29 protein-coding genes and 3 tRNA genes are annotated in these 26,508 nt (G+C 33.0%); 20 read left to right on the top strand and 12 right to left on the bottom strand.

From position 1 onward, the window contains the following. The 7 genes from X927_RS01055 to X927_RS01025 all read left to right on the top strand — a co-directional run bounded on the left by X927_RS01055 (position 1) and on the right by X927_RS01025 (position 7,008). Entirely contained in the window at positions 1–1,212 is a 1,212-nt protein-coding gene (locus X927_RS01055) for a hypothetical protein (protein WP_103076271.1), read from the top strand. Between the two features lie 191 nt (positions 1,213–1,403). Then, positions 1,404–2,042 carry a sigma-70 family RNA polymerase sigma factor gene (locus tag X927_RS01050; RefSeq protein ID WP_103076270.1) on the top strand — a complete coding sequence of 213 codons (639 nt, stop codon included), beginning with the start codon at positions 1,404–1,406 and terminating at the stop codon, positions 2,040–2,042. Further along, on the top strand, positions 2,032–2,643 hold the full coding sequence (locus tag X927_RS01045) for a hypothetical protein (RefSeq protein ID WP_103076269.1): 612 nt from the start codon (positions 2,032–2,034) through the stop codon (positions 2,641–2,643). The genes X927_RS01050 and X927_RS01045 overlap by 11 nt, the downstream gene beginning before the upstream one ends. A 56-nt stretch (positions 2,644–2,699) precedes the next feature. Then, the gene (leuS, locus tag X927_RS01040; RefSeq protein ID WP_103076268.1) at positions 2,700–5,186 is read left to right on the top strand and encodes a leucine--tRNA ligase; all 2,487 of its coding nucleotides are present in this window, start codon (positions 2,700–2,702) and stop codon (positions 5,184–5,186) included. A gap of 88 nt (positions 5,187–5,274) precedes the next feature. Continuing rightward, positions 5,275–5,916: a redox-sensing transcriptional repressor Rex gene (locus X927_RS01035; RefSeq protein WP_103076267.1), complete on the top strand. Its 642-nt coding sequence runs from the start codon at positions 5,275–5,277 to the stop codon at positions 5,914–5,916. 71 nt (positions 5,917–5,987) lie between these two features. Then, positions 5,988–6,488 (top strand): hypothetical protein, encoded by a 501-nt coding sequence (locus tag X927_RS01030; RefSeq protein WP_103076266.1) that lies wholly within the window; start codon positions 5,988–5,990, stop codon positions 6,486–6,488. Further along, positions 6,481–7,008: a metal-dependent hydrolase gene (locus X927_RS01025; protein ID WP_103076265.1), complete on the top strand. Its 528-nt coding sequence runs from the start codon at positions 6,481–6,483 to the stop codon at positions 7,006–7,008. The genes X927_RS01030 and X927_RS01025 overlap by 8 nt, the downstream gene beginning before the upstream one ends. 23 nt (positions 7,009–7,031) lie before the next feature. On the opposite strand, the gene tsaB is transcribed toward X927_RS01025, so the two are convergent. Together tsaB and X927_RS10135 are read right to left on the bottom strand one after the other, a co-directional pair. Further along, the gene (gene tsaB / locus X927_RS01020) at positions 7,032–7,694 is read right to left on the bottom strand and encodes a tRNA (adenosine(37)-N6)-threonylcarbamoyltransferase complex dimerization subunit type 1 TsaB (RefSeq protein WP_169925088.1); all 663 of its coding nucleotides are present in this window, start codon (positions 7,692–7,694) and stop codon (positions 7,032–7,034) included. 1 nt (position 7,695) lies between these two features. Next, entirely contained in the window at positions 7,696–9,069 is a 1,374-nt protein-coding gene (locus X927_RS10135; protein WP_169925087.1) for a tetratricopeptide repeat protein, read from the bottom strand. A gap of 154 nt (positions 9,070–9,223) precedes the next feature. Here X927_RS10135 and recJ point away from each other — a divergent pair, with 154 nt between their 5' ends. The 11 genes from recJ to X927_RS00965 all read left to right on the top strand — a co-directional run bounded on the left by recJ (position 9,224) and on the right by X927_RS00965 (position 18,874). Further along, positions 9,224–12,328, top strand: a complete 3,105-nt coding sequence (recJ, locus tag X927_RS01015; protein WP_169925086.1) for a single-stranded-DNA-specific exonuclease RecJ — start codon at positions 9,224–9,226, stop codon at positions 12,326–12,328. Position 12,329: 1 nt separating this feature from the next. Next, complete coding sequence (locus tag X927_RS01010) at positions 12,330–12,602, top strand: putative Se/S carrier-like protein (RefSeq protein WP_103076262.1); 273 nt, start codon at positions 12,330–12,332, stop codon at positions 12,600–12,602. Beyond that, positions 12,581–13,273, top strand: coding sequence for a RuvX/YqgF family protein (locus tag X927_RS01005; RefSeq protein ID WP_103076261.1), 693 nt, complete (start codon positions 12,581–12,583; stop codon positions 13,271–13,273). The genes X927_RS01010 and X927_RS01005 overlap by 22 nt, the downstream gene beginning before the upstream one ends. Continuing rightward, positions 13,264–13,335, top strand: a tRNA-Arg gene (locus tag X927_RS01000). The genes X927_RS01005 and X927_RS01000 overlap by 10 nt, the downstream gene beginning before the upstream one ends. Before the next feature lie 45 nt (positions 13,336–13,380). Further along, on the top strand, positions 13,381–14,385 hold the full coding sequence (mreB, locus tag X927_RS00995) for a rod shape-determining protein (protein WP_103076260.1): 1,005 nt from the start codon (positions 13,381–13,383) through the stop codon (positions 14,383–14,385). Between the two features lie 24 nt (positions 14,386–14,409). Next, the gene (locus X927_RS00990; protein ID WP_103076259.1) at positions 14,410–15,132 is read left to right on the top strand and encodes a flagellar hook-basal body protein; all 723 of its coding nucleotides are present in this window, start codon (positions 14,410–14,412) and stop codon (positions 15,130–15,132) included. A 44-nt stretch (positions 15,133–15,176) separates the two neighbouring features. Next, a complete protein-coding gene (flgG, locus tag X927_RS00985; RefSeq protein ID WP_103076258.1) occupies positions 15,177–15,962 on the top strand; it encodes a flagellar basal-body rod protein FlgG in 786 nt (261 codons plus the stop codon). A gap of 54 nt (positions 15,963–16,016) precedes the next feature. Then, entirely contained in the window at positions 16,017–16,961 is a 945-nt protein-coding gene (gene flgA / locus X927_RS00980; protein ID WP_103076257.1) for a flagellar basal body P-ring formation chaperone FlgA, read from the top strand. Then, positions 16,958–17,593 (top strand): flagellar basal body L-ring protein FlgH, encoded by a 636-nt coding sequence (locus X927_RS00975; protein WP_103076256.1) that lies wholly within the window; start codon positions 16,958–16,960, stop codon positions 17,591–17,593. Before flgA ends, X927_RS00975 begins: the two co-directional genes overlap by 4 nt. A 12-nt stretch (positions 17,594–17,605) precedes the next feature. After that, positions 17,606–18,592, top strand: coding sequence for a flagellar basal body P-ring protein FlgI (locus X927_RS00970; RefSeq protein ID WP_103076255.1), 987 nt, complete (start codon positions 17,606–17,608; stop codon positions 18,590–18,592). Next, positions 18,593–18,874 (top strand): hypothetical protein, encoded by a 282-nt coding sequence (locus X927_RS00965; RefSeq protein WP_103076254.1) that lies wholly within the window; start codon positions 18,593–18,595, stop codon positions 18,872–18,874. It begins immediately after the preceding gene. Here X927_RS00965 and X927_RS00960 read toward each other — a convergent pair. Both X927_RS00960 and rsmG read right to left on the bottom strand, forming a co-directional pair. Next, positions 18,849–19,628 carry a lipoate--protein ligase family protein gene (locus tag X927_RS00960; protein ID WP_103076253.1) on the bottom strand — a complete coding sequence of 260 codons (780 nt, stop codon included), beginning with the start codon at positions 19,626–19,628 and terminating at the stop codon, positions 18,849–18,851. The genes X927_RS00965 and X927_RS00960 overlap by 26 nt on opposite strands. Then, positions 19,625–20,302: a 16S rRNA (guanine(527)-N(7))-methyltransferase RsmG gene (gene rsmG / locus X927_RS00955; protein WP_169925085.1), complete on the bottom strand. Its 678-nt coding sequence runs from the start codon at positions 20,300–20,302 to the stop codon at positions 19,625–19,627. Before rsmG ends, X927_RS00960 begins: the two co-directional genes overlap by 4 nt. Before the next feature lie 60 nt (positions 20,303–20,362). Here rsmG and X927_RS00950 point away from each other — a divergent pair. Beyond that, positions 20,363–20,450, top strand: a tRNA-Ser gene (locus X927_RS00950). 49 nt (positions 20,451–20,499) lie between these two features. On the opposite strand, the gene lepB is transcribed toward X927_RS00950, so the two are convergent. The 8 genes from lepB to ffh all read right to left on the bottom strand — a co-directional run bounded on the left by lepB (position 20,500) and on the right by ffh (position 25,883). Then, positions 20,500–21,474 (bottom strand): signal peptidase I, encoded by a 975-nt coding sequence (gene lepB, locus X927_RS00945; RefSeq protein WP_245855437.1) that lies wholly within the window; start codon positions 21,472–21,474, stop codon positions 20,500–20,502. After that, positions 21,471–21,830 carry a 50S ribosomal protein L19 gene (rplS, locus tag X927_RS00940; RefSeq protein ID WP_103076251.1) on the bottom strand — a complete coding sequence of 120 codons (360 nt, stop codon included), beginning with the start codon at positions 21,828–21,830 and terminating at the stop codon, positions 21,471–21,473. The genes lepB and rplS overlap by 4 nt, the downstream gene beginning before the upstream one ends. A gap of 241 nt (positions 21,831–22,071) precedes the next feature. Continuing rightward, the gene (locus X927_RS00930) at positions 22,072–22,638 is read right to left on the bottom strand and encodes an RNA methyltransferase (RefSeq protein ID WP_103076249.1); all 567 of its coding nucleotides are present in this window, start codon (positions 22,636–22,638) and stop codon (positions 22,072–22,074) included. Next, positions 22,631–23,422 (bottom strand): tRNA (guanosine(37)-N1)-methyltransferase TrmD, encoded by a 792-nt coding sequence (trmD, locus tag X927_RS00925; RefSeq protein ID WP_103076248.1) that lies wholly within the window; start codon positions 23,420–23,422, stop codon positions 22,631–22,633. Before trmD ends, X927_RS00930 begins: the two co-directional genes overlap by 8 nt. Then, positions 23,400–23,957 carry a ribosome maturation factor RimM gene (gene rimM, locus X927_RS00920; protein WP_169925084.1) on the bottom strand — a complete coding sequence of 186 codons (558 nt, stop codon included), beginning with the start codon at positions 23,955–23,957 and terminating at the stop codon, positions 23,400–23,402. Before rimM ends, trmD begins: the two co-directional genes overlap by 23 nt. A gap of 5 nt (positions 23,958–23,962) precedes the next feature. Then, entirely contained in the window at positions 23,963–24,193 is a 231-nt protein-coding gene (locus tag X927_RS00915; RefSeq protein WP_103076246.1) for a KH domain-containing protein, read from the bottom strand. Continuing rightward, positions 24,190–24,525 carry a 30S ribosomal protein S16 gene (gene rpsP / locus X927_RS00910; RefSeq protein ID WP_103076245.1) on the bottom strand — a complete coding sequence of 112 codons (336 nt, stop codon included), beginning with the start codon at positions 24,523–24,525 and terminating at the stop codon, positions 24,190–24,192. The genes X927_RS00915 and rpsP overlap by 4 nt, the downstream gene beginning before the upstream one ends. Positions 24,526–24,563: 38 nt before the next feature. Further along, positions 24,564–25,883, bottom strand: coding sequence for a signal recognition particle protein (gene ffh / locus X927_RS00905; RefSeq protein ID WP_103076244.1), 1,320 nt, complete (start codon positions 25,881–25,883; stop codon positions 24,564–24,566). Between the two features lie 280 nt (positions 25,884–26,163). Here ffh and X927_RS00900 point away from each other — a divergent pair. Next, a tRNA-Trp gene (locus tag X927_RS00900) sits at positions 26,164–26,239 on the top strand. The last annotated feature ends 269 nt before the right edge of the window (positions 26,240–26,508 follow it).

The raw sequence follows: 26,508 nt of genomic DNA, 5'->3' as shown, positions 1-26,508 counted from the left end.
ATGAAAAAATTGTTTATTATATTGCTAATAGTTTCTTCGTTTTCTATGATCATTTTTTCAGAAGGATTGAGATCTTTTGATAGTAGTTTGAATCCCGTTTTGTTAGAGTCGATAGGCAAAAGAAATTATTTTGAAATCGAGCTTTCTCCCGATATTATGATTTATCAAAACGCTTACAAAGTAGCAGACCTTTTACCCATATTGACCGCTACAAAGTTCACCATTGATTTCGACGAAGTATATACCTCTTTAGATGGAACTAATTTATCCTTTATAACAAAAGATAACGTTGAAGGACACTTTGTAGTAAATATCTTTGATCTGGGTCTTGGGGTTGTACTCAATGGTTATTTAAAAAGTGATTTAACGGTACCAAACGATTTGATAGATCTTATCGCCAATGGTAATGAAATAGATACAACCAACGAAGGTACGATGTCATTTAACTTGAATACATCTTTTAAAGCAGGGGCGTACGCTTCTTATAATTTCGATGGTATGTCGGTTGGTTTGGTTTACAACTTGTTCTTGCCCATAGTCTATACCGAAGAATCAAATATTGAATACGAATTTTCCACGGATACAGATGAAGGAACAACAACGGCCCAGTTGAACATGAACGTTGACTTGTATTCTCCTTTTGACAGTGATGAGCTTGAAAATATATCCATTAACTCCGTAACAGATAAATTTTTAACCGATGCAGGACATTCCATAGATGCAGGTGTAACCTTTGGTGAGATTAAAAATCCTGTTGTGGGAATCGCAGTAAAAAACATACCTGTTAAACCTGCAAAGGTGTCTTACAAGATTCCCTATCAAGAAACGATTAGTATTTTTGGTGAAGATTCCAGTAGTTCAACACCTATGGAAGTTCAAGATGTAAATGAAGAATATGCTTATCCAATGAGTGTTACCGGATTCTTTAGGATACCAGTAGTCTTCCTCGATATCATTCCATACGGGGAGTTCTATGTGGAAGATCAGGAAATTGACTGGGGTGTGCAAGCTAAAACTTCTCTTTTCAATTTTATCCCGTTGACAGTTGGTATTGAAAAATATTATGGTTACTGGAACACATTTTTAGGTTTTGGAATAGATAGCAGAATTATTGAAAGTAGAACGGAGTTATCTCTTACGGCAAAGGATCTTGAAAAAATTTTCGATTTGAACGGGTTTACGTTCAAATCAAGTTTTGCAATAGGGTTTTAAAAACAATGGTGTATACAATCATTAAAAAAGGGCGCTTAGCGCCCTTTTTTTGAAAGTATTTTGCTGAATGTAGTATAATAGAAAAGAATCAATAGAGTTGAATTTTATAGTGTAATAAGCAAAGGGACTCAAACTATGAATCTTTCAGATTGTTTAAAGATAGTAAATATCTAGTAACTGTGAGGAGCAATATGAGTAGGCATATCTATAGGCTAAGGGGAATGAATCTGGATAAACTTATAGAACTTGCACAAATAGGGGACAACCAAGCCCTAGGCATAATTCTTGAAAAGTTTGAACCTATGGTGAAATCTATTGTTGGGAAATATTATGGAACATGGTTGGAATTCGAAGACTTTTTACAAATAGGTTTGGTGGGTTTAATTCAAGCGGTATATAATTTCAGAAAAGATGCAAACGCTAAATTTTCAAGTTTTGCCTATATGAATATCTCTTCGGAGATCAAGTCTTTTGTCACCTACTTGAATAGAAATAAACATAAAGTTTTAACAGAAGCTGTAAGTATGGAAAACACGGACGACGAATTTACAGAAAACGCCGATTATTATATAGAAAGTGTTGATACTGAAAAGAAGGATTTTCTCAAGGAATATTTTTTATCAAAGAGTCTTGAACAACTCGAATGCAACGAAAGGGGAATTGTTGAATTATGGATAGATGGATACTCATATCAAGAAATAGGTGATAAAATGAAAATAAATACAAAAAAAGTAGATAATACCATCCAAAAGATAAAAAAAGTTTTTGCAAGAAATATAGATGAATACAATAATATAGTGGAGATGTTTGGAGGGAAGTATGAGATTTAAGATAACTATCTTTGTTGTAAGTTTAATAGCAATAGTTTTATCCATTGTCACGGAGATTAGGGTAATAGAACTTAGGAAGGATCTTCAAAGTCAATTCAATCGATTAAATTCAACGGTGAACGAAAAATTGGAGGCTCAAGAAAAGGAGATCTCAAACCTCAATAAATATTTTGAGCCAGATGGTGTGGTTGAAAAATTCATAGTTTCAAACAATTTTTTAGAAAAAAACCTAAACGACCTGGATAAAATTATCACTAATTTAGACGAACCATCAGGCGCTGGCTACATTCAGATATATATTATAGGTTCCTCCGATGTATGGGTGGCGTTTAGAAATCCAGAAGGTAGATACATCTTCCAAGGAAATTTAAAGCCAGGCTTGAATCCATACAAATTTTATTTTTTTAAAGAGCCTTCCATAGAAACTCAATATACCTACACACTTCCTTTTAACGCTTCATTTAAGAGTGGAGTCCCTGAAAATACCTTTTTTCTAATAAAAGAACCTGGTCAGTACAGACTTATTAAACATCCTGACAAAGAAATATCGAGCATAATGAAAGATTTAAATCTCTATATTCCAACGGTTACAGGAAAATAGTCAATTGTGGTATAATTAACAAAAGAATACTTATAATAATGGAGGAATGACTATAGATGGAAAAAACTTACAACCCACAAGAGATAGAGAAAAAATGGCAAAGAAACTGGCAAGAAAAAGATGCTTTTAAAGTGTCGAATGATGAGTACCCAAAAAAATATTATGATTTGGTAATGTTTCCTTATCCGTCAGGGACCCTCCATGTTGGTCATGTAAAAAACTATGTTATTGGTGACGTTATAGCTCGATACAAGAGAATGAGAGGGTATAGCGTCTTGCATCCCTTTGGTTTTGATGCGTTTGGGCTTCCTGCAGAAAATGCTGCGATAGAAAAAGGGAACATTCATCCTGAAGATTGGACCATGCAAAACATCAATATCATCAGAAATCAAATTAAAAAGTTAGGTATTAGTTATAATTGGGACAGAGAAGTTATAACATGTAAGGAAGATTACTACAAATGGACACAATGGATTTTTTTACAATTGTATAAAAATGGGTTAGCCTACAAGAAAAAAGCACCTGTTAATTGGTGTCCAAACTGCAAAACGGTTCTTGCAAATGAACAAGTTGTTAACGGAAAATGTGAAAGATGTGGGACCGTTGTGGAAATTAAACAGTTAGAGCAATGGTATTTCAAAATAACTGACTACGCTGAAAAGTTGCTAAATGATTTAGAAAAATTGAGTGGATGGCCTGAGAATGTCAAAACAATGCAGAAAAATTGGATAGGTAAAAGTGTGGGAGCAGAAGTAGAATTTAAGCTTGATAATGGCAAAGGAAGCTTGAGAGTTTTTACTACCAGACCTGACACCTTGTGGGGAGTTACCTTTATGGCATTGGCTCCCGAATCCCCTCTTGTAGAGGAATTAACAACTCCAGAATATAGTGAAAAAGTCAATCGATTTTTGCAAAAAATGAGCTTGCAAGATAGGTTTAAAAGAACCGCTGAAGGAGCTGAAAAGGAAGGAGTTTTCACTGGAAGTTACGCGATAAATCCTGTGAATGGAGAAAAGATCCCTGTTTACGTAGCGAATTATATCTTGTACGAATACGGTACTGGAGCAATTATGGCTGTTCCTGCACATGATCAAAGAGACTTTGAATTTGCGAAAAAATACGAACTTCCCATAAGAATTGTTATTACACCTGAAGATGACACGTTAACTGAAGAAATTCTAGAAAAAGCCTACGTTGGTGAAGGAATTTTGGTAAATTCTGGAGAATTTACAGGTTTAAACAACCAAACAGCAATTAAGAAAATCTCTCAGTGGTTAGAAGATAAAAATATCGGAAAAGTTGTCACCCAGTACAAATTGAGAGATTGGCTTATATCAAGGCAAAGGTATTGGGGAGCTCCGATTCCTATCGTATATTGTGAAAAATGTGGGGTTGTTCCTGTGCCTGAAAATGATTTGCCCGTAAAACTTCCTAGGGATGTTGAATTTGAACCAACCGGTAAAAGTCCTTTGATCGATCATCCCGATTTTAAAGAAACAACATGTCCAAAATGTGGTGGAAAAGCTAAAAGAGAAGTTGATACAATGGATACCTTTGTGGATAGTTCGTGGTACTATATAAGATATGTGAATCCAAAGTTAGAAGACAAACCTTTCAATAAAGAGGATGTAGATAATTGGTTACCTGTAGATCAGTATATAGGCGGAGTCGAACATGCAATATTACACTTACTTTATTCAAGGTTCATAACCAAAGTATTGAAAGATCTTGGTTATATTAGCTTTGATGAGCCCTTCAAAAATCTTTTCACTCAAGGTATGATATACAGGAACGGGGCTAAGATGTCTAAATCAAAAGGTAACGTTGTGTCTCCTGAAGAAATGATCGAAAAATATGGCACTGATGCCCTAAGAACTTACATTCTTTTTATGGCTCCTCCCGAAAGGGATGCTGAATGGAATGATTCAGGTATAGAAGGAGCATACAGATTCTTAAATAGGGTTTGGAATACGTACATGAAAATACAGGATAAAATAAATCATCTTGAAAATAAGCCGAATTATCTTTTGAAAAATAAATCTGAAAAGGATTTAAGAAGAAAATTGCATCAAACTATTGAGAAAATAACGAGCGATATAGAAGGCAATTTTCAATTTAACACTGCAGTAAGTTCTCTTATGGAACTTTTGAATGAATTAACTTCTTATCTTAACAATACAGATGAAAAAGATTGGAACCTCAACTTACTAAAAGAATTTTCTGAAGATTTTGTATTGATGTTATCTCCTATTGCACCCCACATAAGCGAAGAATTATGGAAGAATTTAGGAAAAGATGATTTTATATTTAAAGCAAGTTGGCCAAAGATCGATAAAGATGCTTTAAAAGCAGAAGAAATTACTTTAGCGGTACAAATAAATGGGAAATTGAGAGCTCAGATAACGATTGATGTTAATTTCAACGAAGATGAAGTAAAAAGTTATGCCTTAGAAAATGATAAAGTTCAAAAATATATCTCTGGTAAAAAGATACAAAAGATTATTTATGTTCCAAGAAAAATTATAAACATAGTGGTCAAATAAGAAATAACAAATAGGAGGTGAAAAAAAGTTTTTCACCACATTGTAAATAAACAATTGCTAACACGTTGGTGAGAACTTTTTCATAAATATGAAATCACCCAAAGTGCCTAAACCCACAATAAAAAGGCTAGCAATGTACCACAGACTTTTAAAAGAGTTACGAGAGGAAGGGACGCCAAAAACCTCTTCTCATGAGATTGCTGAGGCTCTTAATATAAAGGCTTCTCAGGTTAGAAAAGATTTATCTTATTTTGGAGAGTTTGGGAAAAGAGGCGTAGGATACGATGTTGAAAATCTGTGTTTAAAGATTCAAAAGATTTTAGGAACAGAAAGAATTTGGAATGTTGCAATTATAGGGGTGGGAAATCTTGGCAGAGCTATTTCTCATTATCCTGAATTAGAAAAATACAAGTTTAAAATAGTTGCAGCGTACGATGTAGATAAAAGAAAAATTAATTCTATTTTGTTACCCGGTGTTCCAATAAAACATATTAAAGAGTTAAAAAATAAAAACAATGATCTTGGTTTTGAAATAGCTATATTAACTGTTCCTTCAAGTGTGGCTCAAGAGGTTGCAAATATATTGATAGAAGCTGGTGTAAAAGGGATATTGAATTTTGCTCCAGTGACTTTGAACTCTGATGATCGTGTTGTTATTGAGAATGTGGATTTTGTTATTTCTCTTAAAACATTAACATATGAAATAGTTAGTAAATACGTACAAATTTGATACTTGAAAACTTATGTGTTCTCAACTGATTACAATCAAATGTAGGGAAACAATAAGGAGGCTAATGTGTTTTGCTTAACATAAATTATCCTGTTTCTTTGGAAACGTTGAAAAAGTTAAAAAATGGTGACAATGTTCTGTACACAGGAAAAATTATATTTGTTACCCCTGAGGCTTTAAAAAGGCTTGAAAAGTACTATCAATTGGAAGGGGTGCCTTTATATAAATTTGTCGGAGAATTTGTCACTTGCGGAACTTTTAATTTGGCGCACGGTGAAATAAAAAACATCAATATCACAGAAATATCTGATTATTTTGATTTTTTGTTTGAAGGAGGAGCCAATTCTTTAATAGCAGATAAGTTACCCACCAAAACATTAAATCAACTGAAGAAATACAACAGGCCCATTTTAAAAACACTTTCTAAAACGATTAGTTTTTTTGATCCAAAAGTCCTTTTTTATAAAGATATTAAAAATGGCGGGATTATAGAAGTTTGGACAAAAAGGCTTCCTATAGAAGTGTTAGCATTTGATGAAAAGGAGCAAATAAGAGATATAAACAATGCCTAATTTTAAAACTCACATATTAAGCGGTATTTTTGGATTTCCTGTATTTTTTTTAGTGTTCAATTTTGTTTATAGCCATTTGTTTTACGAGGTTTATTATGTTTCCACTGAGATCGTGATTTCCTATTTTCTCTTTGTTCTCGGGAGTGATTTCCCCGACATCGACCACCAAAGCTCTTTCATAAACAGGTTATTGAGGTTGTTTTTAATCTTTGGAAGTGTATACTATCTCTTTGAATATGATTTCTTGTATAAAGAGTATCTACCTTTTTCTTATAACCTTTCGAATTTTATTTTGATAGTTATAGGTACTTTAGTTGGATTACTTTTAGGAATAATTTTTAACAAACTATCCAAACATAGGGGATTGTGGCATTCATTTTTAACGGGTGCTATACTCTCTTTCCTCATTTACTTACTTAATTTAAAATATAGAACCCCTATAAACATACTTTACAGTTTGAGTTACTTTGTAGGTTTCTCGTTGCATATTATTTTAGATAAAAATTTTAAAACAAAATAGGCAAGTAGATATTTATCCTTGCTCTATTTTGTTTTTTCCCTTTCTAAATTTTCAACGGCTAAAGGTTTTTGAAGATAAAGAGGTTCCAAGTTTTTTACTTTTACTCTCTTTCCTTTGATAACTTCTTCAATTAGAGACTTTTCATCAATGTTCGAATAAAATACTTCATTTTCCAGTTTGTATTTGTTTTTAAAATATTCTGCTTCTTCATTTATTAAAATACAATTGTTCAAAGAATCTCTTAAAAACTCTTCAAAGACCATTTGAGGACCAAAGATTCTTTTCCCATTTTCGTATATAGATGCATATGCGGCATTTTCTCGGGCTCTTTTCAAGACAGCCAACTTTTCTTTCTTAAGATCGGGGTTGTTATTCACGGTGGAACGGTACAAGACATCAGAAGAGAAAAAGGTATAAACTTCTTTTTCTGGGTTATCTATTAAAAGCCCTTGTAAAGTAGAAATAGCTACTCTGATCCCGGTGAACGATCCGGGCCCTATATCTATGCCAAATTCATCTATGTTTTTTATATTTGTTTTTGATTCTTCTGCTACTTCTTTGATCGCGTTAGCGAGGTAATTACCGGATTTATTCTCAGTCAAAGTCCTTGTATAAATATTATTCTTTTCATCTTTTAATACAACGAATATATTTTTTAGAGTAGTTGAAATTACTAAAAAATTCAAGTTATTCACCTTCTTTTGTTTTGTCTTTTAATTTCAAGGCGGTCTTATAAGCGTTGATTGATGCGTTATACTTTCCTGCAACTTCATATGATTTTGCCAAAATTAGAAAAGCCTTATAATCTTCTGGATTTTTTAAAATGAGTTTTTCTGCTAAGTGAGCAGCAAACCTACCTAATTTCAGTGTACATAAAAAGTTGATTTTTGAATACGAGGGGTACAATTCAAAATACAAGAAAATTATAATAAAAGCACCTAAAATAGAAAGCAGTAAATAGACAAAGATTCTTCTTGCTGATGCTTCTTGTGAGTCTGTTGGTTGTTCTACCAAAGTTGCTGTAACACTTTCTGACACAGCGGGTAAGTTTTCTATTCTGGTAATATGCATTTGCAGTTTCAAAATCTCGGCATTTATTTGTTCACTGAAAGAGAATGATAAGTTTTCAAAGTTTTCATCAACGACCGGTACTTTTTCTTGTATATTTTCTAATTTAGAATTTAAAGCTTTTAATAACGGTAAAAATATGTTGTAAAGTAAATTTTTTTCTATAGTAAGTGACTTTAAATCCTCTCCAACTTTGTATACTTCAGATATAAAAGAAGAGAGTTCCTGTTTCTCGACAAAGAAAACCTGATCGTTCAATAAAGTTAACCTCTGTTTTAAATCAAAATAATTTTTAAGTTGAGAATATGCTACTACAGATTCATTTATTGAATTGTGTTTGTTTAAAAATGTGAGTAATTTATATGCTCCTAGGTACTTATCTTCATCGACTAGATATTTGGATTCAGAAATAAACTTTTCAAACAAGATATAATTATTTGCAGGTACGAAAACTTCAATAAACTTTTCAACATCTTCATCGAAATAAATTGGGGAAGAAAGAGAATTACTTATAGTTGTTTTGATAAATGTTTCATAGGAATTTACTTGCAAATGTTCTTTCAATCCTTCTAATTTATACAAATATTTATAATAAGATTCTTCAAAATTCCCTGTGTTAAATATTTCATTCAAAATAGGGACAATTTCAGGAAAGATGAACAGAATTTTATTGGTATCTTCCTCTGCAATGGAAAAATTAGTGCCTAATACTCCCAAGTTAATGCAAAAATTTTTTAGGTCTTCAGAAATAATAAAGTTGGCAAAATTATAATTTCTATATTTGTTAAACAAAGAGATTTTAGCTGATATTAACGAACCTGTATCAGTAATTTTAGCATCACTGGGATTTTCTATAATGTACTCTAAAAAATATTCCCATGACAATTCCAGAGTTGCAGGGCTTTTTGAAAGATTTTCTATTTCTTCAAGGGTTAAAGCCCATGAAAAAATAGATAGAGTAGAAAGAAAGATTATCAATAATATATTTTTCACACAAATTGCACCTCTTCTAATTGTATTGATCCAGTCTTCAATATTATACAACAATTTAGCTTTTTTGAATCTTTACAAATCTTTCTTTAATATTTTAGTACTAATAATGTATAATATTTATAAAGAAAAAAATAAGAGAAGGGAGAAATTTAATATGGAAAGTAAATGGAAGGTTTTTTGGGACCCAAAGCGTCCTTGTTATCAAGAAAAAGAAAAAGTTGCAAAAACCTTATCTAAAGCTTTGGGAATTTCCGATTTTTTGGCGAAACTTTTAGTGTCTCGGAATATTGAAACACCAGAAGAGGGAGATAGGTTTTTAAATCATTTGGATTTGGAGAGTTTTGATCCTTATTTGATGAAAGATATGTCAAAAGCCGTAGAAATTCTCAAACAAATCAAAGAAAAACAGGAAAAAGTGGCGATCTTCGGCGATTACGATGTTGATGGTGTGACTGCGACTTCGGTTTTGTATCTTGGTTTAAAAAAATTGGGTTATGATGTAACTTCTTACATTCCATCTAGAATAGAAGAAGGTTATAGTCTAAACGTTAAGGCTATAGCAGAGTTAAAAGGCAAAAATTATAATAATATTATTACTGTTGATTGTGGTACAACATCCATACAAGAAATTGACTATGCAAAAAGTCTTGGAATGAAAGTTATAGTTACCGATCATCATTTACCTCAAGAAAATCTTCCAAATGCAGATGCGATATTGAACCCAAAAAGAGAAGACGATGAATATCCTTTCAAAGATCTAGCAGGGGTTGGTGTAACTTTTAAATTGCTACAAGCTCTCTACAAAAGTTACGATAATTCTTTAGATCCTTTTGAATATATAGACCTTGTGGCAATGGGTACTATTGCTGATATAGTCTCGATAACCTCAGAAAATAGATACTTGGTTAAGATAGGATTGAATAAATTAAAAACTAATCCAACGAAAGGTTTAAAATATTTACTCGATGAATTGAAGATAGTTGATTCTGAGATAAATTCACGTGCCATCACTTTTAAGATTGCTCCGAAGATAAACGCTGCGGGAAGGATGTCAGACGCACACGCGGCGTTTAAATTGTTGACCGAGAAAGATGAAGAAAAATTAAAAAAAGCGGTTTCAGAATTACTCCGGCTAAATTCAAAAAGGCAAAGTACCGAAAAGGAAATCTATTTATACTCTTTAAGTTTGTTAGATTTGTACCCGGAATATAAGAAGGATCCTGTGTTGGTGTTAAGTGGTGAAGACTGGCATATGGGAGTTCTTGGAATAGTGGCTTCCAAATTGTCAAATCAATTCAATAAACCCGTTTTGATGATATCAAAAAATCAGGAAATGGGTAAAGGATCAGGAAGAAGTCCTCAGGGCATAGATTTAATGGAGCTCCTTCTCAAAGTCAGTGAAAGAGGTATTTTTGAAGAGTTCGGTGGTCATAAGTTTGCCGCAGGTTTTTCCCTTCTTTCTAAAAATATAGAAACTTTAAGAAAGGAGATTAACACCGCTTACAAAGAGTTATACGGTGATAAAAGATTAACCTCTCAAATTGATGTGGATATGGAAATAGAAGGAATATGGGAAACGATGTTTGAAGATATAAACAGGTTAGAACCTTTTGGGTATGGTAATCAGGAGCCAGTTTTTTTAATAAGAAACGCTAAACTCGAAAACATAAGTTTCTTTCGCAATGGTTCTCAAAGTTTTTCAGGAACACTCAACAAAGATTCCTTAATCATAGATGTTTTAGGATACGATTTAGGATACAAATTAAGCGAACTAACAGAGAACAACAAAAAAGACCTATTTACAGATCTTGTCGGCACCTTTAGAATAGAGAACTCTTATAATTTAAAAAATAGTTACGTTAAATTTTACTTGCAAGATTTGAAGGTTAATGAGAGAATAAAACAAGAGGAAAATGCAAAATGGAACTTTGCATCTAATATTCTTCAGGATGAGTTGAACAAGATCATGAATGTTGAAATATTAAATGATAATTTAAGTAGAAGTAAGGTTGCAATGTTTCTTCCAAGTAAGATAAAAAATGACTCGTTACTGAAAAAAATTCAACTATCTTTGAAAAAAGATCAAAAGCTGATAATCGTTTCTGCCACAAACAGTTTATTGGAACACATATATAAGATAATAAATACTTATTTTCCAGAGAATTTATTATATTTTAGTAATCAATATACACTCACACCAGAGCATATATCTGATTGTAGAGTGATCTTTGTCACAGTACCCAAGTTTATTAAAAATCGTGAATTGCTTGATTCTATGCAAGCTGAAATTATTATCGATGAACCTTTCTATTCATTATTTCATCCGGTAGTAAGAAAAGTTTCAGAATATCAGCAATTTAGGAAATACGCTCTTCAAAAGCCTGAAATTAGTATTTTTAGTTCTATTTACAGTGAAGAATTAAAAGAAATTTTAAAACGAGCAGGATTTAAAATTCTTATATCTTTCTCTAATAATAATTTTGAAGTGGTGAGGGAAAAAAACAATATTTTGGGGCTTTTGAAGGATTACTCAAATGAAAGAAATGGAAAAGTATTGGTTTTGAATGATTATGAGAGGCAAAAGTCTTTAGTAAGACTGCTAGATGAGAAATTACAAGTTGACGAGAACAATATAAAACTCTTCAACCATTCAATGAGTTTTAGAGAAAAACTTATTTCCAGAGAAAAATTTAAAAATGAGAAAGCTAATTTTTATATAACCTCTTTTTCTAACAACGGTATAGCTTTTGAAGTTAAGCAGTTCTCTCCAATTTTGATAATTGTGGATGTTCCAAAGACGGACATTGAGCTTTTGGACTTGGTTTCTACATGGATGAAAAAAACTCAAAGAACAACTATCATATTGGCTTACAATAATCGGTTCAAAGTTAAATTACTTTACGAATATTCAAGAAAGTATCCATCTTTCAAGGTGTTAAAACTTGTCTACGATTTTATAGCCGACGGTCATTACAAAGTAGAAGAGATAGAAGATTCTCTTTTGAAGGGTGATAAATCGTTATCAGAAACTGTTTTAAACGTGATGGAAGATGCAAAGTTGATAAAGGTAAATGAGGAAGAAGTGGAGATATTGGATAATTTTAATCTAAAAGGTTTACGTGAAAGCTCTAATTTCAAAGAAAATATATTAGATAATTGGATATTAAAAAATTCTATCAATTTCTATGAAAATTTAGATACAAGAGAATTAATTGAATTCTTGAAAGGCAATTCCAAAGCAGGAGCAAGAAGTTTATAAAATGAGTAAAGATATGAGAACAACGTTGGATCTTGATTTAGTTTTACTAAATGAAAATTATCAAATATTAGAAATAAAAGAGATGTTAGCGAAGAACGGTGTTTTTTGTAAGATTTTCCCCTCGCCCAAGTCTGTTTTACAAGCTTGTGCACCGGTTATTTGCTTTTCCTCTAGAGATAAAGAAAAAGCCATTTATATATTAGATGAAAATGGAGTTAAATATGATTTAGTTAAATTGGAGAAAGATATTATATGGGAACTATTAAGAACTTAAAAATATATGGAATCGATTATGGAACAAGAAAGTGCGGTATAGCTTTTTTAAAACAAGATATAAATATTCCATTACCAAAAGAGACGATACCGTCAGAAGAACTGTTAGAATATTTGGTTTCGTTGGATTTAAACCATGACGATTTAATCGTGTTTGGATTACCAATTTCCATGTCTGGGAGATATTCAAAACAGAGTTTTTTAAGTATAGATGAAGCTATAAAGATAAAAGAAAGAATAGGATGCAAAATTTACTTTGTGGATGAAAGATTGACCACTTCCTCTTTGTACAGTGAGGTTAAAGGACAAGTGAGCTATAAAAAAGTAAAAAGGACCAAAGATCAAAATAGTAGTGTACTCATTCTATCCAATTTTATTCAAAGCCCAGGAAACGCCATTGCCTTGGAAGTAAGAGAGGTATATAATCTAAAAAAAGATTTTTCAAATTACAAAGATATTTTGATCTGGGATGTTCAGGTTAATAAGGAGTTTGAAAATGTTTCTATCTTTGCAAAAGATCCTTGGATATTTTGGCACTACTACAAAAAAGGATTCGAAAGTACCACTTTGATATCAGACCTAAAAGATTATTATGATTTAATTATAACAACTAAAGAAAACAGAGAAAAAATTCAAGTAAATATTAATTGTAATGAATTGATGTGCCTGTAGCCTAACGGATAAAGCGTTGGACTCCGGATCCAAAGATGCGGGTTCGACTCCCGCCAGGCACATTTTTAAAATTTTAAAATCTCTTAAGAAAAAATAGGAGGTAAATTATGGCAAAATCTGATTTAGGAATAGATTTAGGAACTGCAACCTTTGTAGTATATCAGCGTGGTCAAGGGATTATCCTTGAAGAACCTTCAGTGGTAGCAGTTGATAAGAGTAAAAAAAAGATGTTGGCAATAGGAAAAGAAGCAAAAGATATGGTTGGAAAAACTCCTAGTCAAATACAAATTATTAGGCCCGTGCAGGATGGGGTTATTACGGATCCTAGCATCATAGAGGAAGTATTGAGATATTTCGTCAAAAAAGCCAAATCCAAAGGTTTTAATATGTACAAACCACGATTAATCATAGGGATACCTGCTTTAACTACAGACGTTGAAAGAAGGGCGGTTAAAGAGGCGGGGAGTAGGATTGGCGCTTCTAAAGTATTTCTTATAAGTGAACCTTTAGCTGCTGCTATAGGTAGTGGAATAGATATCACAGAACCTAATGGTCATATGGTAATCGATATAGGAGGAGGCACCACAGACTTAGCGATTTTGAGTTTGGGAGGCTGTGTCATAAGTGAAACGATAAAAGTCGCAGGTGAAGCCATGGATCAAGAAATAATTAAATATACTAAAAGACGATATAAATTCTTGATTGGTGAAACTACCGCTGAAAGGTTGAAAATCGACATAGGCAAGGCTTTTTCTCAAGAAGAAAATCTTGAAATGGAAGTTAAAGGGCAGAACATCAAAACAGGGCTTCCTTCGAATTTAAAACTAACTTCGGACGATATTTTCTACGCAATCAAACCAATATTAAATGAAATAATAAATAAAATAAAAAATATTTTAGAAAAAACTCCTCCAGAATTAGCAGCGGATATAATGCAAAATGGACTTATAGTTGTTGGAGGGGTGGCGAGACTAAGAGGATTGGATAAATTAATATCAGAGCAAACTGGCGTAAGAACGTACATTCCGGAAGATCCACATCTTACTTGTGCAAAAGGTACAGGAATTTTGTTGGAAGACATAGAATTATTAAACAAAGTACAAGTAAATTAGAACCATCCACCAGGAGGAAATAAAATGAGAGGAATATACAATGCAACGGCTGGCATGCTCAACTCTTTTGCTGAATTGAACTCTATTTCCAACAATTTGGCTAATCTTAACACTGTAGGTTACAAAAAGGATTTTAACCTATTTAAAAGTGTATACGAAAAAGAGATTAGATCATATCAAAATGCACAAGGAAAAGGCGAACCGATAGGGAACATTTATAGTTCGGTTATTTTGGACGAGGTAATTCCAAATCTCGAACAAGGATCTTTAATTGAAACAAACGGAAAGTTAGATTTTGCAATAGAAGGCGACGGCTTTTTTAAAATAGAGAGAAACGGTAACTACTTTTACACACGAAATGGTGAATTTTCTTTAAGTCCTGAAAATTATCTTGTCACAAAAAGCGGTGATTACGTGTTAGATGAAGAAAATAACCCTATACGTATAAATCCAGATAATTTTTTTGTGGATGAAGAAGGTAATATATCGGGAACAAACATAAGATTAAACATCCTAAATGTAGAGAATTTGAATAAATACGGTGAAAATTATTTCACGGGAGAAGAGATAGGACAAGCAGATAACTTCTATGTGAAACAAGGGTTTCTTGAGGGTTCAAACGTTGATGCCCTAAATGAGATGATTAAGATGATCGAAGCAAATAGAAAGTTTGATATTCTACAAAAAGCAGTATCAACAGGAGATTCACTCAACGCAAAGCTTATTGAAATAACTTCAAACTTTTAACTAATTTAGATAATTATAAAGATTTTTAAATGGAGGGGTAAATTATGTTAGTGTCTTTGTATAACGCTGCAACCGGTATGAATGCTGAACAAAGAAAGTTAGATATCATTTCAAACAATCTTGCAAACGTTGATACAACAGGATATAAAAAGCAGAGAGCAGAGTTTCAAGATTTGTTATACTCGTCTGTAAAAGAAGCAGGTACTCCAACTGCCCAGGGTTCAACCTTACCAACAGGTCTTTATGTAGGTCATGGTACACGCTTGGCTGCAACAACACGGATCTTCACATTAGGAAACATAGAACCAACAGACAATTCTACCGATATAGCAATCATGGGAGACGGATTTTTTCAGGTTCAGATGCAAGATGGAAGTATAGCCTATACTAGGGATGGTTCTTTTAAATTGGATGCCAACGGTAGACTTACTACTAGTGATGGATTGATGGTTATTCCAAATATAGTGATTCCTCAAAATGCTGTGGGAATAAACGTTTCTCCGGATGGAATAGTAAGTGTTTCTTTGGGAGATGGAACGATTCAAAATGTAGGGAATCTCACTACTGTGAGATTTTTAAACCCTGGGGGGTTAAAACCCATAGGTAATAACTTATATTCTGAAACGCCAGCTTCCGGTAATCCAACGGAAGGGATACCTGGTCAAGATGGATTTGGAGCTTTACAACAAGGTTATTTAGAAAAATCCAACGTCGATGTTGTTAAAGAAATGGTAGATATGATAGTTGCACAAAGAGCTTACGACATTAATTCTAAAACTATCACAACCGCTGATGAAATGTTGAGAACCGTTTCAAATGTTAAGAGATAAACCGTAATCTCCCTTGAGTTTTTTTGATGGTGGTTGTTAAATGGAAGGGAGTTGATGACTTTGACACGATTAATCAGAATTATATTTTTTTCTATGATGTTGTTTGTATCATCAATTGTTTTTTCGAGCATAGTTTTTACAGTTCCCTCCGTTATATTCAGTGAAGATTGGATTTTTTCTCTTAAAGATATATTCCCTGAAATGAAGTCAGATAGGACGATCTCTTATATAGTTAATGAGAAGATAATTTATTCTGAAAAAGAGCTTTCTAAAATTTTGTACGGTTTAATGAGTAGTTATTACAGCGATTTTGACCTTGTTTTTGAAGAAAGTACGGTCACGGTTATATACAAAAACGATAATAAAGATATAGATGTTCAGTACATTGATTTAGAAATTTTTTTACAGCAAAAGATAAAAGAGTACGACAATTCTTTGACAGTGAATAGTATAGATCTAAAGGTTCTTCCTGAAAAGGTTTTATCGGCAGAAGTAATAAGGATCTTTCAAAGCTACGATAAGTTGTATATAAGTTTGAACGTAAAAGATGACAAAAACAATCAAAAGACACTTACAGTTATTGCTAATGTATCGAAATGTGAAGAAATACTTGTATACTCCAAAGATTTAACCAGAGGAACAACGTTGAATGAAGAATTAACAGAACCAGCTACTAAAAATGTTCTAACCATCAACATTAAACCTGTAGATATAGAATTAATAAGATCTGGAAGTTATGAATTAACCAAAGATGTAAAAAAAGGCGAAATAGCTGATGCAACTTATCTCAGACGTATACCTGACGTTAAAGCTGGAGACATTGTAACGGTTTTAGTAGAATTTGAGGGTATCACGGTTTCTACTTTGGCGAGGGCTATGACAAATGCAAATTTTGGAGATACTTTGAGCGTTAGGAATGTTGAAAACGGGAACATAATAACCGGTAAACTAAAAGAAGGTCCAATACTTCAGGTTAGTTTAGGAGGTTCTCAAAAATGACTGATATAAAGTTATCAAAAGTTTTTATTTTTTTCTTGATTTTTCTAGTTTTAGCGAGCCTTGGTTTCTCTGAATCATTGTGGAATAAGAATGATGAAGAAGGTAATTCTATTTACAACTATAACCAGGATTTTGGGGTAGGAGATGTGGTAACCATTGTCGTTTCTGAAAATCCTTCCCTCTCTTTATCTGAAAGTATGCCTGATTATAAAAAAGCGTCTGTTGATACGGTTAACTCAGTAGTTACAAATATAGGAGGGGTAGATTTATCCAATTTTTTGCCCATAGGGGCTGGAGATCCAACGCAGGTTAGTGTACAAAATGATCAAAAAAGTGCCTCTTCTTCTGCAGAGGTTCAACTATTTGTATCCGCAATAATCCAAGAAGAGGACCAAAACGGACTTTTAAAAATTAGAGGAGAAAAGGAAATTAAGGTGGGTAACAACAGAAATACTATGATTGTTGAAGGCTACGTTTCTCCAAAAAACATTGCAAAAGATGGAACTATTTACTCTTCTAGTTTAGCGAATGCAAAAATTTGGTACGATGGAGATATAGTTTTCCAGCAGGATCCTAGCGAACCATCATGGTTAACGTCTATACTTTCAGGAATAGCAAATATATTCTTTTAGAAGGGAGTCAAAATGAGAAAAAATTTATTTGTCACCTTTTTATTAATTTTAATTGTTAATATATATGCCTTTGCTGGAGTTAGAATAAAAGATATATCTAATTTCAGAGGTGCAAGGGACAATCAATTATTTGGAATCGGTTTAGTTACGGGTTTAGATGGTAGCGGTGATTCAGGGGATGTACCCTCTGAGATGATAAACAATATGCTGGCTAATTTTAACATCAATCTTACCTCTTATGTAGAAACAGAAAATACAGCGCTTGTTATGGTCTTTGCTGATATACCTTCTTTTTACAAGGAAGGTATGAGATTAGACGTTACTGTAGCTGCCATAGGAGATTCTGATTCAATTGAAAATGGAGTCTTAATGCAAACACCTCTTTATGGTGCTGATAATAAAGTGTATGCTGTTGCACAAGGGAATGTCTTAACTGGTGGAGCCAATATCCGTTCATCATCTAACCTACAAGACAGATACAAAGTTGTTGGTTATATCCCTGAAGGGGCAATTATAGAGAAAGAAATTCCTGCACAGATTGTAAATGAAAATACGGTAACTATCAACTTGAAACAACCAGATATAACAACATCGGCGAGAGTTGCCAACGCAATAAATTCAACTTTTTCATTAAAAATAGCAAAAGCTCTTGATCCATCTTCGATTAGAATAGAAGTTCCAAAATATTTTGAAGAGGATATCATATCTTTTTTAGCTTTAATTGAAGAGATAGAGATTACTCCCGATGTAAAAGCCAAGATAGTAATCAACGAAAAAACAGGAACAATAGTTCTTGGAGGAGATGTTGAAATAGCAGATTTCACCGTTAGTTATGGTAACTTCAGTGTAAGTGTTGAAAACGGGAAAATAAGTGGAAAACCTGCAACGGTTTCAAATTTGATTACAGCTTTGAAAACGGCTGGAGCAACTCCTCAAGATATAATTGCAATTATTCAAAGCGCTCAAGCTTACATATATGCTGACTTGGTGGTGATGTAAATGGCAAACATAATTGGGCCTGCATTTAATGTATCTGGTATAAATTATAATGAAATAGGCGTAAGAGACGCGACTGAAGCTTTTGTGTCGGATATCTTTGCAAAGATATTGAACTCTGCCCAAGATGATGACCTATTTAAAAAGGATAAATTAATTCCTGAATCAAACGCTGAGAAATGGATTAAAGAATGGATAAATGTTGAATATGCTAATCTATTGACTCAACAAAGTTTAAAGCCATTGGTGAACCAAATTGTTAATTCTTTTCCTCCAGAACGATAAAATTATTTTTCATTTTTTGTGCAAGAATTATTTCTTCTTGTTCTAAAAAGCCTTCTGATATTTCTTCTTTGAAGACTGATTTAAAACCTATTTCAAAAGCTCTGACTATTTCTATCTTTGAAATAGGTTTTTTTAAAATTGTTTCTAAATCGATAGTAGAACTAATTAAATGCCGTTTTATCCAATCAGTATGAGAGTATTTAAAAGAATTAATGTAGGTTTCATAATCATGCTTAATTGGAATTGAACCATGTTGGAGAATGAAATTTGCCGTTCTGTATTGGGCACTTCCAATTAGTTTCTTTCCGTTAACTTTCACCTCATAAAATGAAGGGGCGTCATAGCAAAGGTCTTTGGTTACTCCTTCTTTTTTTGACCTTTCAAGATCCGCTTCTATTCCTAATGCGTGTAACGATCTTATTAACGCTTGAGAGATTTTCATGTAGCTGGCAAGTAGATTATTTGGTAAGTTTTTGTTGCTAACAAAAGTTGAAAATGAATAGGTTATTTCATTATTATGTAAAACCGCTCTCCCACCTGAGGGTCTTCTTACAATAGAAATATTGTTACTTTTTATAAACTCCCAGTTTAGGTTGTTCGTTTTTTGATGTTTCCCAAGGGATAAGGTGGGGTATTTCCATTGGTAGATCCTTAAAGTAGAAATTTTTCTAATTGTACTTAGTTTGGCTATGGATATATCCAATGCCATATTCATAGAACCCTCATAAGGTTCGTCAACAATTATTTTTATCATTTGATTTCTCCTAAAGGAAATTTTTTTGGAATCCCTACTTGCCTCGGAAAGTTTTGGGGGGTTGTTCCAATTTTTTTAAAAAGTATAAAATACCTTTTCTTCTTGTCTTCTCCAATTTCGTATTCGATTTCTTTAAACTCAGCTATATTCAGCTTTTTCAACACGTTTTGTGTATATTTTTTCTCATTTTTGAAGTATGATGGGCCTTTGAATAGAGATATAAAGCCATTTACTTTCACGAGTGGTGTCAAATATTCTAATGCAATATCACTTCTGGCTAACGCTTTACATGTGGCAAAGTCAAAATATTCTCTATGGGTTTTTGCAAAATCCTCTGCTCTTTCACAGAACAAATAAACGTTAGTTAATTTTAGCTCTTTTATAAAAATTTTCAAAGCCTGTATCTTTTTTGATATGCTGTCTACTAGGTAAAATTCTTTTTCTGGGAAGTATATAGCCCATACTAAACCAGGTATACCTCCGCCGGTTCCTATATCTACAACCCTTTTTGAATTTAGAAAGCTGTCTTCTGCCTCTATAGAAATTATACTATCTAAAATAAGGTTTTCGTAGGCGTCTTTTTCGCTTGCATAAGCGGTTAAATTTACAGGGTAGTTAATTAACATATCAATGTATTTATTAATTTTCTCAGCCTTTTCATCCAGTTCTTTCATTGACAAAACGCTCCTTATATGGTATAATTCTTTTGGGTTGTGCATTTCGTTCATATTGGTGGAGACGTAGCCTAATTGGCTAAGGCGTCGGTCTTGAAAACCGATGGGGTTACACCCCGTGTGGGTTCGAGTCCCACCGTCTCCGCCAGTTTTAAACTTAAAAAACCGCCTTTTGGCGGTTTTTTTGATAGGGTTAGCTATATCTTTCCAAATCTGTCAAACGGATAAATTCTTAAAAAAGTTGTTCCAATTACGTTCTCAACAGGAACAAATCCAAAAAAGCGGCTATCTTGACTTTCCAGTGTATTATCACCCATGAAGAAATAGTATCCTTCTGGAATTTTCACATTTACGAGGCCTTTTTCATCTTTGAATATTAAAGAAGGTAAATCCAATTTTGAAAGTTCGTTTTCATAAAAATCAGTAAATAAGAGTGTATCTCTCATTTCTTTGTACCATTCAATAGTGGGTTTTGCTGGTATCAATCTGCCTGTGAAGTTATCTTTATACATAAAAAATAAATCAGATGTAGCGATTTCATAACTGTATTTATCAGGATAGGCTATATAATCAAAGAATTTAGGATCTTCAAATATTGCATCTCTTAAATAATAAATATTTTCAAATTCAGGTAGTATTTCGCCGTTTATTTCAAGTTTTGAAACCTTGTTTTTTATCTGGGTTGGAATATAATCTACACTTTCATAATAATCAATAATAAAATCTAACCAATCGGGAATATTTTGAATTTTACCATTTTTAATATCTTCCCAAAAAGTTTCTTCGACCGGTACCAATCTCAAGGTATCACCCGGTTTCCCCACCAATCTCTTCACATATTTTACATGGCCTTCAAATTTTGCTGGAGCAAAAAAATCCATAAACTTATCAAAAGCACGTAACTGTTGTTGTGCCCTGATATCCACAAAAGGTGTCCAAAAAACCACTATCGAGCCTCTATTTGGTTCAGCAAATTCATAAGTAACTTTTTCTACAAATAACCTGTCGTATACCTGGATTGTTGGAACCATAGAAGGAGTGGGAACCATCATTGTTTCAAACACGTACAGTCTAATAATTGTTCCGAATATTAGTGCATATATTATGGCGTAAATCCAATCTAAGGTTTCATCTTTAATTTTTTTCTTAGTAGCCTCTTTCAAAAGGCTCAATCCTTCCTCTCTTTAATCCTTATTTTTCCTTTAACATCCCTCAGGTAATAAAGTTTAGCCCTTCTAACTTTACCTTTTTTCAAGACCTCTACGCTGCTTATAGATGGAGAATGAAATGGAAAGATTCTTTCAACGCCTACTCTATCCGCACCTATTTTCCTAACAGTGAAAGAACGCCCAAGACCAGCGCCTCTTATTTTTATTACTATTCCTTCAAAGGGTTGGATTCTTTCTCTTTTTCTTTCACCTTCTCCTTCCACAACTTTCACGTTGACTCTTACGGTATCACCTGGTCTAATTTCAGGGATATCTTCTTTTTTATAATTTGTTTCTACTGCATTTATGATTTTGTCCATTTTTTAAACCTCCCAAATATTATTTTCATAGTGTCTTTAGAAACTTCATTTAGCGCCCCTTTCGCCCGGACGTTAAGGGGGTTCCCCCTTAAGATCCCCAAGTTCAATACGTCGTTTGCGTAGAAACGAGTTTTGGGAAACATTTCTAAAGCATTGCAAACAAACCATTTTGCACAGATCAGCAAAAGCTTTTTGCACAAGGCTGCAAAATCACAATCTCTCCCACAGAAGAGTCTAGAAATCAAACAATTTCGCCTATTAATCTATCTAAGGTTATTGCTACCGCTGACCTTACAGAAAGATGATTGAACTCTCCATTAGCTCTAATGGGTTCTAAATCGTAATCAGAAATTTCTCTAATCTCTTCTGGCATTCCCCAACCGGTTCCAAAAAGAATTAAAAAGGGATGGTCAGAATCTTTTATCTTATTCTTTAGATCCTCGAAAGAAACAACATTATTTCTTGCTTTAGCAGATGTAAAAACTATCTTTGGACGTTCTCCTTCATTTTTTTCTATTTCTTCGATAACGTCCTCCAGGTAATTTTTTATTTTAAATATTTCAAGCGCTTCTTTTCTGTTGGGATTAAATTCTCCTCCATATCCGTTGAGCCAGTAATCTAAAACCTTTTCTACAATCTTTCGTTGAGCAGGTAAATTAGTTACTAAGAAATAGTTTTTTACGTTATAAGTTTTACAGGTTCTTGAAATATCGTGAACATCAAAATTTGTAACAGCTGTTGAAACAATACTTCCGTCTTTTTTTAGAATAGGATAGTGAATTAAGGCCACATATAGTTTATCAAACATCTTGGGACTCCTTAAAATAATTAGAGTTTTTGTTAAGCATTTCTTGAATAATCTCTACTAAAATCTTTTTTTCTTCTTCATTTAATTCTTTCTTTATAAATAGATCAGGCCTTTTCAATATCGTTTTTAACAAACTGTCTTTTTTTCTAAAGATTCTAATACGCTCATGATCCCCACTTAACAGAATTTCTGGCACTTGCATTCCTCTAAAATCCCGAGGTTTGGTGTAGTGTGAATGGTCTAAAAGCCCATTGTAAAAAGAATCGTTTTCCACACTTGTTTTTGAACCTATTACTCCGGGCAAAAATCTTAAAAGAGTTTCGATAATAACCATGGTAGGGATTTCGCCGCCAGTTAAAACGTAATCTCCTATTGAAACTTCTTTGTCAACGATCTTTTTAACCCTTTCATCTATTCCTTCGTATCTTCCACAGAAAAAAACTAATTCCTCTTTTTTTGCTAACTCAAAAGCTAAATCGTTATTAAATACTTCGCCTTGTGGAGAAGGTAAAACTATATAAGGTTTACGGTTCTTAGATAGTATGTATTCATCGTAAAAACGATAAAAAGGTTCTGCCAGCATAACCATTCCATTTTCTCCACCGTAACCAGGTTTATCAGTTACTTTGTGTTTATCAGTTGCGTAATCTCTTAGATTGAATATATCTATTTCAACTAATTCTTTTTCTATAGCCTTTTTGATTACTCCATAGTTTTTGATAATATCAAACATAGTGGGGAAAATCGTCAAAACACTGATTTTAATCCTTTTGATTTGTTCCATTTTCGTACCACTCTATCTTTTTTACTATAATAATTTTATCTTCTTTTTTTAATTCAACAATGTAATGATCTGTCATTGGTATGAGAACTTCTTTATCATCCTCAACATTTTTTATGGAGATAACATCGTTTGCACCTGTTTGAATTATTTCTTCTACCTTTCCAACGTATTCTCCGTCTTCATAGTAAACCTCAGAATCTAAAATCTCATACCAGTAATATTCGTCGCTTTTAAGAGAAGGAAGATCTTTCTTATCGATAAAAACTTCATAACCTATCATTTTTTTAGCTTCGTCCATGTCCTTTATTCCACGTAAGCTTAATACAAAAAATTTATTTAATGGTTTAACTTGTAATACCTTACTAAAGAAGAAATTTCTGGTTGAGATGTTGTATAAGAGAACTTCTTCTAAGTTCGTTATCACATCTTTTACATTGGTAAAAGGTACTATTTTTACCTCTCCGTGCACTCCATGGCTATTAACGATTTTTGCTACAGAGATTTTGTTGTCCAAAAGATTAGATAAACTTTTCAATTCACTCACCTAATTACTTTTAAAATAAATTTCTTCTCAGGATCTTTTTTTGCTGCATTTAAAAGAATGTTTATGGATTTAATAGTTCTACCGTCTTTTCCAATTATTTGTCCAACATCTTCAGAATTCGCGTATATTTCAAATATTACGTTTTTTTCTTCATTGGATTCAATGATCTTTATTTCATCTGGATGTTTAACGATGTTGTTCAAAATGTCTAAAAGCAGATTTTTCATTCTTTGACTTTTTCTCCTTCTGTTTCAACAATTTTCTCAGAGTTTTTGGTATTCTTTTCTTTTCTAGCTCTAAATTTTATTTCATCATATCTTTTCATGACACCCATTTTTCTAAGAATTCTTCTTGCTGTGTCTGTGGGTTGAGCACCTTTTAAAAGCCAATCTAAAGCCTTATCTTCGTCGACTTTGTACTGATTTGAGTTATTTAGAGGATCATAGTATCCGATTGATTCTATATATTTTCCGCTCCTTTTGTTTCTTGAGTCTACGATAACTATTCTATAAAACGGTTGATGTCGCCTTCCCATCCTGTTCAATCTGATTTTTACCATTAATACACCTCCACATATTTTTAATTATTATTAGTATTTTAAAAAGGTAGATTTTTCATCAGTTTTCTGCCCTTGAGTTTTTTCATTTGCTTCATCGTTTTTTTCAACTGATCGTACGATTTCAAAAGTCTATTGATATCTTGAAGAGTTGTCCCACTTCCCTTTGCTATCCGTTGTTTTCTTGAATAAGTTAGTATTCTAGTGTTTTTACGCTCTTTTGGAGTCATTGAATTAATTATTGCTTCGAATTTTTTTAATTCTTGTTCACCTTTGGTTACATCCACCTGTTCCTTTGGAACTCCAGGAACCATTTCTAAAAGATTACTGAGAGGCCCTAATTTTCTTATTTGTCGAATTTGCTCGAGAAAATCTTTTAAATCGAACTTTCCATCCATAAACCTTTCCGCATCTTCTTCTGCTTTCTTTTTATCTATATCTTTTTCTACTTTCTCTATGAAAGAAAGTACATCTCCCATTCCCAAAATTCTTCCAACATATCTATCTGGGTAAAACTCTTCCAAATCATCTATCTTCTCACCAACACCGACTAACTTGACAGGTTTTCCCGTTATGTACCTTATAGAAATGATGACCCCGCCACGAGAATCACCGTCGAGTTTTGAAACAACAAAACCAGAAAGATCCAATTTATCGTTAAATTCTTTTGCCGAATTGACTGCGTCTTGACCAACCATTGAATCGACGACCATCAAAATTTCATCTGGATTAATTATCTTTTTTATCTTATCTAACTCTTCCATCATCTTTTCATCGATGTGCAAACGACCCGCGGTATCTACAATAACAATATCATGTAAAAGCTTTTCAGCATATTTTTTACTTTCTTCTACAATTTTCAAAGCGTCTACCCTATCACCAGTAAAGACAGGAATACCAATATCCTCACCCAACTGTACAAGTTGATCGATAGCTGCTGGTCTGTAAGTATCAGCAGCAACTAACAAAGGGTTTTTTCCTTTTTTCTTATAAAGATTTGCTAATTTAGCCGCGGTCGTTGTTTTACCGCTTCCTTGTAAACCTGTAAGCATAATAAAACCAGGGTTATGAGAAATAGTAATCTTACTGTTTTCTTTACCGCCCATCAATTCTATTAAATCGTCTCGAACTATTCTGATAAATTCTTGATCAGGAGTTAAGCTTTCAAGAACTTTAGATCCAACCGCTTCTTCCTTAACCCTATCGATCAGTTCTTTAACCACTTTATAATGTACATCCGCTTCCAACAGAGAAAGTTTTACTTCTCTAACAGCGTCTTTTATATTTTTTTCAGATAATTTACCTTTACCTGATAGGTTCTTGAAGACTCCTGTCAACTTTTTTTGTAAATTTTCGAACATTATTTGCTCACCCCATTACTTAATAATCCTTCCTTAGTATACTATAAAAAGAAAGAAATTTGGTAAAAAGTATGAAAAAAGTAAAAGACGAGGTATAATTTAAAGTTACTATTATATTAAATATTTTATAATATAAATAGAAGGACTCTTTTTTTAAGATACATGTCAAACTTCTCTATTCATAAGCATATCACATTATTGTTAACAAATCAATTCACTCTAATTTAAAGAAAAAAACGCTTGATAGATTTCTACTTTTATGTTATAATATTGAAGCAATACGCCTGTAGCTCAATTGGTAGAGCGGCGGTCTCCAAAACCGCAGGTTGGGGGTTCGATTCCCTCCGGGCGTGCCATTTTTTTTCTGCCTCCTCTAAAAAATTTATACTGTCTTTAGAAACATTATTCAACACCCCTTTGCCCCGTTTCCCACCCAATAGTAAGAGCAAAAGGCTTCCTCATTTCGTTCTGCAGCCCGCACCCAAAGAAATTCTAAAAAGCTCCATTAAATGCACTTAAAATGTCTTTTACTATCTTTCCTTTCCCCATAGTAAAAATATGTACTCCAGGTACTCCACCTTCTAGAAGTTGCTCAATCAATTTTATTCCTGAGTTTGACAGTTAC

This window comes from Petrotoga mexicana DSM 14811 (genome assembly GCF_002895565.1).
Lineage (GTDB): Bacteria > Thermotogota > Thermotogae > Petrotogales > Petrotogaceae > Petrotoga > Petrotoga mexicana.
The sequence above is the reverse complement of the archived record's forward strand: the minus strand, read 5'-3'. Positions and strand labels throughout refer to the sequence as shown.